Annotated in this window: 16 protein-coding genes and 1 pseudogene; 12 read left to right on the top strand and 5 right to left on the bottom strand. The window is 41.3% G+C overall.

What is annotated here, in order from left to right; all coding sequences use genetic code 11:
- Positions 1 to 14: 14 nt before the first annotated feature.
- The 6 genes and pseudogenes from NSR00_RS10925 to NSR00_RS10905 all read left to right on the top strand — a co-directional run.
- Complete coding sequence (locus NSR00_RS10925) at positions 15 to 803, top strand: sulfite exporter TauE/SafE family protein (RefSeq protein ID WP_340788730.1); 789 nt, start codon at positions 15 to 17, stop codon at positions 801 to 803.
- A gap of 1,360 nt (positions 804 to 2,163) precedes the next feature.
- Complete coding sequence (locus NSR00_RS10920) at positions 2,164 to 3,513, top strand: cytochrome ubiquinol oxidase subunit I (protein WP_327848784.1); 1,350 nt, start codon at positions 2,164 to 2,166, stop codon at positions 3,511 to 3,513.
- Positions 3,510 to 4,523: a cytochrome d ubiquinol oxidase subunit II gene (locus NSR00_RS10915; protein ID WP_327848785.1), complete on the top strand. Its 1,014-nt coding sequence runs from the start codon at positions 3,510 to 3,512 to the stop codon at positions 4,521 to 4,523. The genes NSR00_RS10920 and NSR00_RS10915 overlap by 4 nt, the downstream gene beginning before the upstream one ends.
- A 12-nt stretch (positions 4,524 to 4,535) precedes the next feature.
- Positions 4,536 to 4,634 carry a cytochrome bd oxidase small subunit CydS gene (gene cydS / locus NSR00_RS18095; RefSeq protein ID WP_412674473.1) on the top strand — a complete coding sequence of 33 codons (99 nt, stop codon included), beginning with the start codon at positions 4,536 to 4,538 and terminating at the stop codon, positions 4,632 to 4,634.
- A gap of 125 nt (positions 4,635 to 4,759) precedes the next feature.
- Positions 4,760 to 4,888 carry a hypothetical protein gene (locus tag NSR00_RS10910; RefSeq protein WP_327848786.1) on the top strand — a complete coding sequence of 43 codons (129 nt, stop codon included), beginning with the start codon at positions 4,760 to 4,762 and terminating at the stop codon, positions 4,886 to 4,888.
- A 275-nt stretch (positions 4,889 to 5,163) separates the two neighbouring features.
- A pseudogene (locus NSR00_RS10905) lies at positions 5,164 to 5,358 on the top strand (IS1380 family transposase); the annotation flags it as partial.
- A 206-nt stretch (positions 5,359 to 5,564) separates the two neighbouring features.
- Here the strand turns inward: NSR00_RS10905 and NSR00_RS10900 are convergent.
- The 4 genes from NSR00_RS10900 to NSR00_RS10885 form a co-directional block, all read right to left on the bottom strand.
- Entirely contained in the window at positions 5,565 to 6,365 is an 801-nt protein-coding gene (locus NSR00_RS10900; protein ID WP_340787332.1) for an ExeA family protein, read from the bottom strand.
- On the bottom strand, positions 6,358 to 7,611 hold the full coding sequence (locus NSR00_RS10895; RefSeq protein WP_021292743.1) for an IS481 family transposase: 1,254 nt from the start codon (positions 7,609 to 7,611) through the stop codon (positions 6,358 to 6,360). The genes NSR00_RS10900 and NSR00_RS10895 overlap by 8 nt, the downstream gene beginning before the upstream one ends.
- 138 nt (positions 7,612 to 7,749) lie before the next feature.
- A complete protein-coding gene (locus NSR00_RS10890) occupies positions 7,750 to 8,307 on the bottom strand; it encodes a DUF6431 domain-containing protein (RefSeq protein WP_014195999.1) in 558 nt (185 codons plus the stop codon).
- Between the two features lie 235 nt (positions 8,308 to 8,542).
- Positions 8,543 to 8,806, bottom strand: a complete 264-nt coding sequence (locus tag NSR00_RS10885) for a hypothetical protein (protein WP_340788714.1) — start codon at positions 8,804 to 8,806, stop codon at positions 8,543 to 8,545.
- A gap of 733 nt (positions 8,807 to 9,539) precedes the next feature.
- On the opposite strand from NSR00_RS10885, the gene NSR00_RS10880 reads away from it, so the two are divergent.
- The 6 genes from NSR00_RS10880 (at position 9,540) to NSR00_RS10860 (ending at position 12,828) form a co-directional block, all read left to right on the top strand.
- Entirely contained in the window at positions 9,540 to 9,716 is a 177-nt protein-coding gene (locus NSR00_RS10880) for a hypothetical protein (RefSeq protein WP_340788712.1), read from the top strand.
- Between the two features lie 551 nt (positions 9,717 to 10,267).
- On the top strand, positions 10,268 to 10,534 hold the full coding sequence (locus NSR00_RS18090) for a hypothetical protein (RefSeq protein WP_395994390.1): 267 nt from the start codon (positions 10,268 to 10,270) through the stop codon (positions 10,532 to 10,534).
- Between the two features lie 49 nt (positions 10,535 to 10,583).
- A complete protein-coding gene (locus tag NSR00_RS10875; protein WP_314736878.1) occupies positions 10,584 to 10,775 on the top strand; it encodes a cyclic-phosphate processing receiver domain-containing protein in 192 nt (63 codons plus the stop codon).
- Between the two features lie 191 nt (positions 10,776 to 10,966).
- Positions 10,967 to 11,356 (top strand): hypothetical protein, encoded by a 390-nt coding sequence (locus NSR00_RS10870; protein ID WP_235600474.1) that lies wholly within the window; start codon positions 10,967 to 10,969, stop codon positions 11,354 to 11,356.
- On the top strand, positions 11,343 to 11,714 hold the full coding sequence (locus tag NSR00_RS10865; RefSeq protein ID WP_063388777.1) for a hypothetical protein: 372 nt from the start codon (positions 11,343 to 11,345) through the stop codon (positions 11,712 to 11,714). Before NSR00_RS10870 ends, NSR00_RS10865 begins: the two co-directional genes overlap by 14 nt.
- Positions 11,715 to 12,645: 931 nt before the next feature.
- Positions 12,646 to 12,828, top strand: a complete 183-nt coding sequence (locus NSR00_RS10860; RefSeq protein ID WP_340788705.1) for a hypothetical protein — start codon at positions 12,646 to 12,648, stop codon at positions 12,826 to 12,828.
- Between the two features lie 110 nt (positions 12,829 to 12,938).
- On the opposite strand, the gene NSR00_RS10855 is transcribed toward NSR00_RS10860, so the two are convergent.
- Positions 12,939 to 14,261 (bottom strand): short-chain fatty acid transporter, encoded by a 1,323-nt coding sequence (locus tag NSR00_RS10855; protein WP_340788704.1) that lies wholly within the window; start codon positions 14,259 to 14,261, stop codon positions 12,939 to 12,941.
- Positions 14,262 to 14,361 lie beyond the last annotated feature (100 nt).

Here is a 14,361-nt window from a genome sequence, read left to right as displayed (position 1 = left end):
GGAGGCTATTCATCATGGAATACTCGATTTCGTTTATCATCCTTTTGTTTTTTATCGGAGCGATTGGCTCTATTTTGTCAGGGATGGTAGGAATTGGAGGATCGATTATTAAATACCCGATGTTATTATATATCCCTCCTTTACTTGGATTTGCGGCTTTTACGGCACAAGAGGTATCTGCCATCAGTGCCATTCAAGTATTTTTTGCAACATTTGCCGCAATGTTTGTATTTAAGAAAGGAGGGTATATTTCTTTCCCGCTCGTTCTTTATATGGGAACTTCCATTGTGATTGGGAGTTTTATCGGGGGATACGGTTCGAAATTTTTAAGCGATGACATAATTAATTTTGTTTACGCCATATTGGCTTTATTAGCAGCGATTTTAATGTTATTTCCCAAGCCGGCGTCCAATTGTGATATCCCGGCTAGTGAATTAAAGTTTAATAGATTTTATGCGATCTTTTTTGCTTTTATTATCGGCGTTGCTTCGGGAATTGTCGGGGCAGCGGGTGCTTTTATTATTGTGCCGGTCATGCTTGTCATTTTAAAAATTCCTACGCGCATTGCGATCGGCTCATCGTTGGCGATTACATTTATTTCTTCCATTGGAGCCACCATTGGAAAGATGTTTGGTGGTCATATGCTGCTCGTTCCGTCGATGGTTATGGTTGTTGCCAGTCTCATTGCTGCGCCTTTAGGAGCGCAGTTAAGTAAAAAAATGAACACGAAAATACTTGAAATGGTGTTGCTTGTCCTCATTGCAGGAACGGTTGTTAAAATATGGTATGAGATTTTTCAGTAAAAAGAATAGACTGATAGAAAGAGAGGGACTGGTCTGATTTTACCGATTCATGCATATATTGATCGATGTGGCGGCTGACCTTTATGGAGGTCAGCCCCGTTTTTTATGTGCGCCCGGCATGTACATGAACTATAGGGTGTAAGTCCCGAACCCCGAAGACAGAAGTAGAGGTTAGCCAAGAGCAAGGGTGTCCGTGGTGACGCGGAATCTGAAGGAAGCTGGAGGCAAAACACCGGTCCGAGGAACACGAACCTCATATAAGGCTAGGTATAATTGAGTGAGTTTGCATAACAAAACAAAGCTCTTTCTGTCGAAGGTCATATCGAGTAAATGAGGCGGATAGATGGTGTGAAAGTGCATGTACTTACCCGGGGAGGTCTGGCGGATATGTGAAGTACTCTTCATAACCTACTTAGTGATAAGTAGCTGAACCGTCAGAAGTCAGCAGAGGTCATAGTATTAGTTGGTCTAGAACAACTAAGAAGGACCGAACAATTAAGAGAGAATAGCCCTTGGCATTCAGTGAGTCATGATGAACACAGAAAACGTAGTACCTCACTTGAGGGAGGAAGCGGTGAATCCCGTGGGAGACCTCTTGGAGGGTGGAGTGACCACTGGCATAAAGAGAACAGCTATTCACGGAAGTTATAAAGACTTGCGTCAATTATCTTAATTGAACCGCCGTATACGGAACCGTACGTACGGTGGTGTGAGAGGACGGGAGTTAATCGCTCCCTCCTACTCGATTTTGTATTTCGTCTGTAAGAAAAACAGCACATGATGAAATGCCATGCTTGCATTATTTTATGGCTTCTTCAGAATAAGAAAACTCTAAAGTGCGAAGAATGATTTAACCGTGCTTCATACCCTTTTTTGTTCATAAAATTGTTGAAAAATACATCATCTGTTCCATGTTGTTTGCTGAAACTATTGCTTCTTTCTTATGCTGCTCGGCCATCTAATAACGGATGGGCAAAGGATAGTTATCTTTATATATTGGGCTTGTCTTCCTTACGAAAAGTATAAACATCATTTCCACTGTCACAAAGTGTTCATAAACTTGCTTTGGATAGGGGGAATACCCCATGTAGTAACGAAGGGCACATTTTCTACAATAATTATTGAGAGAATTGGATGTTAGAATCTTTCAACATATCATTTACTGGCATAATTATGTCAAACTCCGCTCATTATTTATACACATGTGGTTGTTAACATGATGAGTAGTAAAAAGATGGAGGAGGCATCAACGATGTGGAAACTCCATGAAAAAAGGTTAGTTGTTTTAAGCTTTGTTGTTGCGTTTATTATGTTTCTTTCGCTTATAGGGAGAATTTTTTCTTAGAAGGAGGAATCCGTCATGTGGAATTATGATCCGGTTTTTTTTAGCAGGCTGTTAACAGAGTTAACACTCGTTTTTCATATTATTTACGCCACGATCGGTGTCGGCGTTCCATTGATGATTGCAATTGCCCAATGGATTGGGATTCGCAAAAATGATGAACATTACATTTTACTGGCGAGAAGATGGACAAGAGGTTTTGTCATTACTGTTGCTGTTGGGGTTGTCACTGGTACGGCAATTGGCTTGCAGCTGTCTCTGCTTTGGCCGAACTTTATGGAAGTGGCTGGTCAGGTCATAGCTCTCCCGCTCTTTATGGAAACATTTGCGTTCTTTTTTGAAGCGATTTTCTTGGGTATTTATTTATATACATGGGACCGGTTTAAAGACCAAAAGAAACATTTCTTATTATTAATTCCTGTCGCTATTGGTTCATCGGCATCGGCGTTCTTTATTACGGTAGTCAATGCATTTATGAATACGCCTCAAGGTTTTGAAATGAAAGATGGAATGATTACCAATATTCAGCCGCTTGTAGCGATGTTTAACCCGGCGATGCCGACAAAAGTTGCTCATGTTCTCACGACAGCTTATATGACATCTGCTTTTGTTCTCGCATCTATCGCGGCATACCATTTGCTAAAAGGCAATCAACATCTTTATCATAAAAAAGCATTGTATTTAACGATGAAAGCCGCCTTTATCTTTTCGCTGGCGACGATGGTGGCTGGCGATTTATCAGGAAAGTTTCTTGCCGAATATCAGCCGGAAAAACTGGCTGCGGCGGAATGGCACTTTGAGACAGATACACACGCTCCATTAATCTTATTCGGAACGTTAAATGAAAAAAATGAAGTGGAAAATGGCATTAAAATTCCTTATGCCCTCAGTATTTTGGCGCACAATACACCAAGCGCAGAAGTAATTGGATTAAATGACATTCCGGAAGATGAGCGGCCGCCGCTTTATATTCACTATTTATTCGACTTGATGGTCGTCATTGGTGTGTGGCTTACCATCATTTCAGGATTGTACTGGTTTGCCGTGAAAAAGGGGTGGAGTTTTGCAGCGAATAAGTGGTTCATGAATCTTGTTATTTTATCGGGGCCTTTAGCTATGATTGCGATTGAAATTGGCTGGTTCTTTGCGGAAATGGGAAGACAGCCGTGGATTTTACGAGGATATATGAAAACGGCAGATGCGGCGACATCGGCTGGTTATGTTGATGTATTGCTTATTGTTTTTTCAGCCGTTTATATCGTTTTAGCTCTGGTCAGTGTCACCGTCTTAATCAAAATGTTTAAGCAAAATCCCGTCGAAAGAGAATTGGAAGATCTTTCGCTGGAGAAGAAGGTGAAGTACTTATGACGTTAGAGATTCTCGGAATATCCGTCTTATGGTTATTCTTGTTCGGTTATATTATTGTTGCCTCGATTGATTTTGGTGCCGGTTTCTTTAGTGCCTACAGCGATATGGCAAGGAAAAAGCATATGGTTCACAAAATTATTCAGCGTTATCTTTCTCCCGTATGGGAAGTGACGAATGTGTTTCTTGTTTTCTTTTTTGTCGGTATTGTCGGCTTTTTCCCGAAAACGGCGTATTATTACGGGACAATTCTATTAGTTCCGGCAAGTATTTCGATTATTCTCCTTGCGATTCGCGGTTCGTACTACGCGTTTGGCACATATGGTCTAAAAGACAATAAGTTTTATACATTTCTATATGGAGTCACCGGCCTTTTCATTCCAGCTTCTTTATCGATTGTGCTGGCGATTTCTGAAGGCGGTTTTGTCGATATGGTGAATAATCAGCCTGTTCTTTTGTATAAAAAATTATTGATAAGTCCGTTCACATGGAGCATTGTGCTCTTAAGCATTGTTAGTGTTCTTTATATTTCGGCTAACTTTTTAACCTACTACGCTAATGAAGCTGGTGATGAACAGGCAAGGGATTTATTAAGAAAGTATGCACTTATGTGGAGCGGCCCGACCATTTTATCGGCAGTTGTGATTATTTTTCAATTAAAATATCACAATGCGGAACATTTTGCGAAAATGCTCGATTTATCATGGATGCTGGTCGTATCTTTCGGCTTTTTCCTTGTATCACTGCATCTATTAATTCAAAAGCGATATTTTGGCTGGTCATTCATTAGTTTGGTGCTGCAATATGCGTTTGCGTTTTACGCATATGGTTTCTCACACTATCCTTATTTACTCTATCCGTACTTGACCATCTATGACAGCTTTACGAACAAAACAATGGCGATTGCTTTGGTCATTGCCTTTATCGTAGGATTGTTCCTGCTTATTCCATCGCTGTATCTGTTAATGAAACTATTTTTATTCAACAAAAAATATGTGAAAGGACAAATGTAGGGAGGAATTACGATGCAAACATTTTTAATCATGTACGCACCGATCTTAGTCGTATTATTATCCATCGTTGCTGCGTTTTGGAGCGGCTTAAAGGACGGACAAGTGAAATAATTTATTGTATATGCCCGATGCATTTAGTCTAATCAATAAAACCTTAATATGAAGTGACCCAATAAAATCGGACACCTCCTAAATCGAATGTATAACTCCATTCGATTGATGGAGGTGTTTGTCGTATGGAGACAAGCAATCATTACCCGCAGAAGATAAAAGCGGAAAACCACCGGGCTGAAATAAGCAAGGCTGCCGACCGGAAAATTATGGAGACGCCAGAGATAGAAAATAAGACAAAAGTCATTCCCTGACTGGGATATAGTATTCATCGTTTTTTCAGACTGCAGGGAAGCAATATATGGGCAAAGTAAATAAATGAACCTCTCCCACCTACACTTCGCTTAGAGGTGGGAGACTTGGTGAACATGTTAAAAAATAGAATACATAGTCTTATACATCCAACATGAGTGATTTCTTATGGTAAAATTATCCTGAATCCGTGACAAAACATCTTTACAATGGTCGCAAACCGTTGATACGATAAGGGAAAACGACGTTGACGATTCTTCATCAAGTAGGTGATGTGATGAAAGATTTCCCGATTCGGTTTGTATTGACAGATGAAGCGATTACCCCAAGTGCTGGGCTTGCTCTCGTTGGCTACTTACTCCATCGAACGAAACTGGATAAACGGGTAAACGCACTTCGGCTTCCAACGGTTCGTCGAGAAGTGCACATTTCCCATAGCGATGTCATTCGCTCGATGATTGGCTTGCTTGCTGTAAACTAGCACATTATTTCAGAATCCCTTTTTCAAATTATTTCAGGCGGATTCGGAAATAATGTGCAAAATTTTTGCGGATTGTTCCGGATTTTGCACATTCTTTCGGAACGTTTGCACGCTCTTTCAGATGAAGATTTCCAGCGCGCCTGATGGACCGATGGAAAAGAGAAAGCACAAAAGAGGCCGATTCGGCCCCTTTCGTGCTAATACCCCATTTCCTCTGCGGCCATGCGCACCACTTCTTCGTCAATGGCGTCCTTTTTCAGCTGATACCCGTATAACAGGCACGTCGTGGCTAACGTGTTGATCACCCGAGGCCATCCCCGCGACTGCAGGGCAATCGCCTCTAACGCCGATGGGGTGAAGATCGGGTGCTTCGCCCCGGCCTGTTTCATCCGATGCTTGATGTAGCCCGCCACCTCTTCCTTCTCCAGCGGCCCCATCCGGTATCGCATGATGATCCGCTGGTCGAGAGGGCGGTGCTGATTGAGCCGCAGCTTCCCCTGTAAATGGGGCAGCCCGGCCAAAATCAAGACAAATGGGTTGGTCGAATCCATCTCAAAGTTGAACAAGATCGCGATGTCCTGTAAAAATGCATCCTTCGCTAAATGCATCTCGTCCAAAATGAACACCGGCGTGATCCGCCGTTCATGATACAATCGCTCGATCGCCTGCTGGATTTGGCGGAAGAGGTCTACCTTGCGGTACTTCGGTTCCTCTCCTAATCCCAAGGCCAAACCACGGTAAAAATCCATCACGCCTCCGGTGGATAACGGAAAGTAGACGACATGATACAATGATGGATTCAATGATTCTTTCAGCGCCCGAAGGGCGAACGTCTTGCCCGCCCCCGGCTCTCCGATCAACAGCCCGATCCCCCGGGTTCGTTTCACGTACTCCATCGCCCGCAACGCTTCCTGAAACGACGCCCCTTGATACGCCTCGGACGGGTCTGTTTCTTTCGCAAACGGCTCCCGCGAAAGGGAGTAAAACGATTTATACACCGTGTTCTCCCTCCTTCGCCGGAATCGCCGCAAACGGGGACCGATGGCGTTTTACATAGGCGTTGTCCTCCAAACGAACCCGAACGGCCTCCGCCACCTTCCTTCCATCTTCGTACACATAGACGCCCCGTTCGTCATAGCGGAGTTCAATCGATTGCCCAATGAACCGGGGCGGCACTTCATACAGCTGCTTGTTCAAGGTGATCGTTCCATCGGCTTTGACCTTGCGGTGCTCCCGCTTCAGAAAAATCGCATCCAGCCAATCGCTATCTTCGATGAACGACACGAGATGCACTTGCGATTGAAACACCTCATGCGGCGTTTTTCCGTCCAGCGAGGCGTGCGGTTTTCGATGATACTCCTCTTCAAGCCACCTCCAAAAGCGCTCGTTCAGCTCTTCGAGCGACTTCGGGGGATCCAACTCCAGCAGCGGATAAAACCGCGTCTGTACGGTGCGGAAGAACCGTTCGATTTTCCCTTTGCTTTGCGGGTCATACGGCTGGGTGTGGATGAGCGTAATTCCCATCTCGGCGCACGCATACTGCAGCACCTCGGATCGATAAATTTTCCCGTTGTCCGAGTAAATGCGCTTCGGCTTCCCGCAACGAAGCACCGCTTCCTTCGTGACGATCCGCAGCCCGTCAAACTTCTCCGAAGGGAAAAACTGCGCGTACGGCACAAACCGCGAGCAGTCATCGATATAGGCGATCAAAAACGTTTTCTGGGCTTTCCCATTGACTCGAATCGTTGGTCCATGGGATAAGTCCCCTTGCCAAAGCTCATTGATCTGGTCATACGCAAAGCGCTTTCGCTCCGGCATGGGCAAGATTTCTTTCCCGACAAGGTTGTGTTTTTTCAACAATCGGTATATAGTAAAGTAAGAGGTATGATTTTCTGGGATTTCCCCCTGCTCGATCAGGTGTTCGTAGAACACCGTCACGGGCATGGTGGGATGTTCTTTTCTTAGGGCTAAAATATGATCCTCATCATCGGGCGACAGACGCCTTGAGTGGCCGCGGTCCGAACGGCGCTTCGGCTTTAAGGCGTCAAAGCCCCCTTTTTTGTATCGGGTGCACCAATCGAGGATCGTCTTGGCTGCGATTCGTTTGTCGCCCTGGTGGGGAACATGGTGCACTCGCTCGCTCACCTCTTTCAGATACGTCTTCGGTTCCACCTGCCCATTCACCAACGGAGCGATTAGCCCGTACCGAAACAGGGCAATGTCGTGTCTCATCGACTCATCCATTCGAATCTCCTCCTTGTCTCACTTGGAATCAGGACCGTTCCGGTCCGTCTGCCCTTATCGTACCGGATCGCTTTTTCTCCGTCGATAGGAAAGGTTTGTGAACCTCAACTATTTCCAATTTAGGATATGTATGTAAAATCAGGATCCCATTTGATTCGCAAAAGGGTGTCGGAATCCGTCCTCCCACATGTCTCTGATGACCGAATCAAGACCGTGTTTCTCCAACGTCCGGATCCACCAGGAAGCCCGTTCCTTTTCTTTTTTCACGATAGGGCCTATGATCCTCCACCGCCTCGCAAAAAAGCTGTGAAGGCTTGATAGGTTTCGGCAGAACCGTCGGACATAAAAGATGATGCCGTCCTTTGTCGGGAGAAACGGAGCCCGGTTCGTCCCCTCGGTCAATCCCAACTGCTCTTTCACGACTTGCCATATGGCGGACAACGTATACTGAAAATACGGGAGGAGAAAGGAAGGCAGCACACTCACCGTCTTCAAGCATTCCCGACAGCGATACCGGACAATCCAAATGCGATAATCACCATGTGGGGTCAATGCGTTTCGCTCATAGTAACCGTGGCGGTGCAACGGGCGCTTGGCCCGGCAATGCGGACACTTTTTCAGAAGAGGGAAGTCGTTTTCTTTTCCACGCTCTGCATACGTTTGGACGTCAATGCCAAAGTCATGAAATTGAATCACGTCCTCCTCCCCCTCCTATGAACCGATGGATTTTCTCTTCCGAAATAATTCACAAAAAATTTAGCACATTCTTTCAGAAAAGGGGAGAGGGCTTTCTGAAGGAATGTGCAAAAAAATGGCTCTTTTGTTCCGAAATAAAGTGATAATTTACAATTTGTTTAGCAGAAAATATATGTTTATTAAATATTTAATACTACTCATGAGATAAACCTATCTTTAGTTTGAAAACCTCTTATTACCACCAGAATGGGAAAAAAGATAAGGCAACAATCGCTGAGAGTGCTATTCCGGTGACAAATCCTGCAACAAATCCCCAGCCTGGATTGTAACCATATCCAAATCCAGCTCTAAAATCAGGAGTTTGGAAACCTCGAATATAAACATGAGTTGGAGTTACCCTTGTAATAATTCCGCGATATACTCGCCCATCATTTGTTCGAATGGAACATGGACGCCCAATTCCTCTCATACAACGATGATAATTCGGATGATATGCCAAAACCTTCACCTCACTCTAAAAAATCTATATTACTTTATGTATGGAATCACCCAATTGCTTGGACAAATGTTGATAAATCATTAGTTAGATTCAAGAGCTTTAGAAATTTATGAAGAAATATGAAATCAAATTGGATATGAAAACATATTCCGTAAATGAGGCGGGTGATCGTATTTAAATCGGAGTGAGCAAGAAGTCTGGTTGATGCCAATGGGTTATTTAATGGATTTTTGGGAATGCCACAAGCAGTTTACTGGAATTGCTAAGCCAAAACAGGAAATCTTCATCGATGACGTGATTCCGGTAGGGATTTAAAAATAATTTTTTTCAGAGATAAAAGTGCTCTTAACCATTGATAAATCAAGCTTTTTTATTATCACAACACACATCACAATACAAGGTCACAATCTTGACTTACAAAAAAGTATTTGTGATACAATCCTAAAAAAGAAAGACCTGCGGTGTTATGTCAAGTGAAAAATAAATAATTATTTTGTTATTTTAATTGATGCACTTAGAAATTTTTCTAATATTAGCTTCTATGAATATTCCGGGAAGAAGTATGCAGAGAAAGGGAAAAAGGGATGCACCAATACGCACATTGAAGATAAAGTACTCTACAAAATTTTTATTAATGTTTTTAATACCATAATAGAAAACAGCGAGTATTTTATACAAAAGCGGGAAGAAAAAGGCGAGAACCAACTCGAAAAATATAAGGCAAAGCAGTTTAGTGAAATCATTACAAGGGCCAAACCACATTGTTTCTGGTAAAAAGAAAGCGGACGCCCTTGCAAGGCTATTGGGTAACAGTGATATTTCTGAAGAGTTTCCGGCTTCAATTTTAAGACAGCATAATGATGTGACAGTGATCGCAGATGAAGAGGCCTTGAAAAAAATTAATGAATAATATTTATTGTCTATTTTTAAGCTCCTTTTTTGCGAAAATAAATTCAGGGGTAGACTGTGACTTTTGGGTTTCGAATCAAGGCGTAAGAGAAAAGATGTAATTGAAAAAAACTGCCGAAAATACGGCTTTACGTATAAACATTTTGTTCGTGTATTTACATGTAATTCTTTGTAAGGCTCTTTATTGAATAAGCAATCGATAAACAATGGAAAGCATTCATCGTCCAATAGCGATGGGTGCTTTTTTCCCTTTTGAGCTATCCATGACAATATTTGCAAATACATGATATTTCCAATTTCTTGATTCTTACCAAGCTGTTGATCATAATGGATTGCCTTTTTACTGATCGAATACTCTAGCTACAATAAGATTTTTTTCTTCGCGGATTCGTATAAAAGTAAAAAAAGAAAAAGGGGATGGATTATCTTGAAGCTATATATTCAAATGAGGAAAGCAGATTGAAGACATATTTGCAAGACTATGAAGTAAACGAGTAAATACAAGGCCAAAGTCTTGTTGTATTGGGAGGTATTCATGAATAAACTAAATTTTTGCTTGCAAGCTGTTATTCCAAAAGTGGATGGATTAACCGAAAAGATAAAATCGGAAAAACCCCTCTATCCACGGCATGCTATTTCGGATATGTGGATATATCGAGGGTTTTGTTGAATAACGGTGCAAAAATAAATGAAATATGTATGGATCAAGCATATAACGGATGGGATGGTCATATACAGATTGGTACATTGAACCTCTCCGAGAGTATGGTTGGATCAATCTATATTTGGATGATTTATCGGACATTCCGATTGGCTTAATAGGTGTGGGAACAATGAATAAGCCATTTCATAAATCAAGAAACAACATGTGCATATTCTTTCGTTGGATCATGATTTGGGAACAGATGAAAAAGGAAATTTGCGAAGAATCGGTTATAATTTGGTTAAATATATTTGTGAAAAAGGTATAAGACCTGAAAACAGAATTTACATTAAATGTCGTGGAAAAGGAAAACATGTATCAAACCTTACTGGCCGCACAAAGAAGAGGGTTCATTGACAAGGATATTGAAATTTATCATTATCAGTTTGTTAGGAACAGGACTCGCGAAGAGAATGAAAGATATTTTATGTTGCTTTGTATATTTTAAGCATATAAATGTGTTGTTTTTTGTGTAGAATTACGTGTATAATATAGATTAATAATGCATATATTAAAGGAAAGGGGGATGGAAGGTGGGTGTTCATACATTGAAAAAAGAACAACATCCTATTGCTAACACGAATACATTGCATTTTTTGAAAACAAATGTTTTAAGCGTAACGGACATTTCGAGAACAAAAAAATTATCAGAAATACTGGACCTTTTTTCCAATGGTTTCACAGATGAAGTATTTGTTATTCAAAATGCAAAAAAGAAAAATGCACAAGCTGTAGTCGTCAATATAGATTATTTTGAAACATTGCTTCAAATGAAAGAAGTTTTAGAAGAAGCGCTTGATCAAGTCGTTATGGAAGAAGCCTATGCACGTAAAGATAAACCTGCAAATCAAACCTTATCAGATATTTTTGATGAAGACGATATGAATGTAAATGAATTAATGAAATTATTAGAGGAAGATGGATGTGAAGACACTTGAAGATTTGCAGGCATTGGTTTTAGAAAAATATAATGTCGATCTGAGATTTGTTGAAGATGTTAAACAAGATATTAAAGCGATTAACAAAGGACATAGGCAAACCGTTTTATTAGAAATATTAAAAAGAGCTAAGCAAGGCCCCCTATTTAAGCCTGACGGAGTTGCTGAATCTTTACATGGGGACTTACATGGTTTTGCAAGGATTAAATCAAAGTCATTAAATATTAGGGTTATTTATCGGCCAGTTGAAGGACGGCCGATAAGAATGGAAGTTATTGCAATTGGTCCTCGTGATAGGAAAAAGGCATATCGAATGGCTGCTGAACGTTTACAAAAATTCTTTATGGAAATGGATTAGCAGTTTTCTACCGCGGTGGAACCTCACACCACTCACTAAAGTGGCGTGCTTCTCCATGTTTCTATGAGAATTTCCTGCTTCATCACCTCGCAGCCTATCTCTACAGGCTTCGATCCACTCCTGCATTGATTGCGTAAAATATGCTTCGAGAATTCTCTACTGGCTGTACAATCTTTTTTAGAAAAATACTCTGTCAAACAATGACAAAAACAATTCCTGCTCCTATGAGTCAGGAGTTTCTTTGTTGTATTTTCTCCCTTTTTGTGACAAAAAACGGATTTACCGAAACATAGCCCCTATATATGAAAGTTAGTGTTTTTTTTCGACATAGGGTGAAAAACCACGTCAGAAATGACAGACATCACACCACTTCTGGCGAGAAAACCAAACAAAGGTACAAATCCAAAAAACAATTAGAACTGTTTGTTAAAATTATCTATTTTGTATTTTGGGAGGCAGATTATTGAAAAAAAGGCACATCGTTTAACTGATATGTCTTTTGCGAATAGGTTTCTATAAAATGCAATAGGCTTTCCCTGTTGCGATCCTCTCTTATTTTTCTTCTCCTCTATGAAAAAAGAGATGGTGATTTTTTCTGGTTTACGGTTTTTGAGTGATAGAACCGATCTTTTTATCTATTATTAACGTTTTCAATAGAAAATTGAAATTGGAATTATCCAATAGTTTAGAAGGAGAAGAAAATGATGAATGAGGAAAAAATGAAAATGATTGAGTTGGCTGTGAAAGATTTGGTTTTGTAATGCACAAATTCAGGACACAAAACGGTCTGCTTTAATTGGATTATGTCAAAAATTATTTGAATAAAGCTCATCGGCCGGGATTCGATTCATCCTCAGTATCTAACGGGGGAGATAGTAACCTTCTGCACAGCACAGCAAGCACGGCAACATTTTTTAGGAGAAACAGCAAAGTGGGAGTATTTTTTACAAGAAAATATGCATCCAGTCCCATCATTAGACAAGAATGCTGGAACGATCATGTTCCTAATTGGAACAATAAAAAGGGAACCATTTTCAAAACACCCGGGATACCGTCAATCCCGTCAAACGGAGAAGGAACAAAAAAAGGATTAAAAGCAAATGATAGTTTTTGATAAACTTTAAAAAATCCATCCCAAGAATGCTGGCGTCATAACAGCATTCTTGGGTTTGTTTGCAAAACATAGAATATTGGGAAAATTTTTGTTGTGGGACAACTGAAGCTTTAAAACAGCAGAAATCCGATGGAGATCGGGATAAAACTGAAAATTAGAATCATGACGCAAAATCCCATAATATCTCGGATGTGAAGGCCTGCGATCGCTAAAATGGGAAGCGCCCAAAAAGGCTGGATCATATTTGTCCAAGCATCTCCCCAGGCTACCCCCATTGCTGTTTTGGCCGGATCTGCTCCCAATTCCATTGCTGCCTGAATCATAATCGGTCCTTGAACCGCCCATTGCCCGCCCCCGGATGGAACAAAGATATTGATTAAGCCAGCACTAAGAAAGGAGAGGTAAGGCAAGGTTTGTTCGGTCGAAACACTGACGAACCATAATGCGATTTGCTCAGACAATCCTGAATGAATCATCATTCCCATAATTCCAGCATAAAAGGGAAACTGGATGATAATCCCACTGGCGTTTTTAACGCCGTTCGCTACCGTATCCAGAAACCTTTTCGGTGTTTGATGAAGCAAAATTCCAAGAAAAAGGAAAATAAAATTGACGATATTAATGTTTAGGTTAAATCCGTTTACAGCAAAATGATAAACAATAAATGCAATTCCCATAATGCCGATGATCAGGGATATTGTCCGACTGTTTTCCAATTTTTCTGCTGGTGTCATAGGTGTCACATGTTCTACTGCTGCTGCTTCTTCATTTGGAATCACCCATTTCGTTCGATCTTCGAGCTGGCTCTCTGCATTTTTTAACAAATAACGGTTAAACAGCGGCAAGGTGATCAAAAGGGCAATAACAATAAATAAATTTGTCGGGCTAAAAAGGGTTTTCGTCACTGGGATCACGCCCATGGATTCCTCCAAAAAGTGGCCCGGGGTTGCAATGGTAAGTGGGATCGAACCGGAAAATCCCCCGTGCCAAATGAGGAATCCGCTGTATGCACTGGCAATTAAAATACGGTAGTCGACGGATGGAACATGCTTGGCAACATGTATGGCAAACAAAGCGCCGATCACCAGCCCGAAACCGTAATTAATCAGGCAGGCGATTAATGAAACAATGGTTACAAGCATGACGGCATGGACAGGGGTGCGTGCAAAGGTGCTTACTTTCGCCAAAAGCCTTTTAATGACGGGGGTGTTTGCTAATATATAGCCGGTTACAACCACAAGGGTCATCTGCATGGTAAATTCCAGTAAATCCCAAAAACCTAAACCCCAATGGGTGACCATGTCCACTGGACTGTTGTCTGTAAAGAAAACACCTAATAAATATACTAAAAACGTTAAAATAATGGCGAACAGCAAGGCATCAGGCAAATAACGCTGCACCACGCGGTTGAAAAAGGATGTAAGTGTCTTCAATGGTTTCTCCTCCCTTTAGCAAATAATAAATTCTGTTTGATTTTTCCACTGGTACCGTTAAAAAATAAGAACAAGTAAATGAGCGCATGATGGAATCGCT

The organism is Aeribacillus sp. FSL K6-8394, assembly GCF_038008865.1.
Classification (GTDB): Bacteria; Bacillota; Bacilli; order Bacillales; family Aeribacillaceae; genus Aeribacillus; species Aeribacillus composti.
This window is presented reverse-complemented; position numbering and strand designations above follow the sequence as displayed.

What these genes read in the sequence shown, in the direction of transcription:
- NSR00_RS10910 (WP_327848786.1), top strand. Translation starts at nt 4,760, where the DNA reads ATGGAGACAAGCAATCATTACCCGCAGAAGATAAAAGCGGAAAACCAC.
- NSR00_RS10895 (WP_021292743.1), bottom strand. Translation starts at nt 7,611, where the DNA reads ATGGATGAGTCGATGAGACACGACATTGCCCTGTTTCGGTACGGGCTA.
- NSR00_RS10925 (WP_340788730.1), top strand. Translation starts at nt 15, where the DNA reads ATGGAATACTCGATTTCGTTTATCATCCTTTTGTTTTTTATCGGAGCG.
- NSR00_RS10915 (WP_327848785.1), top strand. Translation starts at nt 3,510, where the DNA reads ATGACGTTAGAGATTCTCGGAATATCCGTCTTATGGTTATTCTTGTTC.
- cydS (WP_412674473.1), top strand. Translation starts at nt 4,536, where the DNA reads ATGCAAACATTTTTAATCATGTACGCACCGATCTTAGTCGTATTATTA.
- NSR00_RS10920 (WP_327848784.1), top strand. Translation starts at nt 2,164, where the DNA reads ATGTGGAATTATGATCCGGTTTTTTTTAGCAGGCTGTTAACAGAGTTA.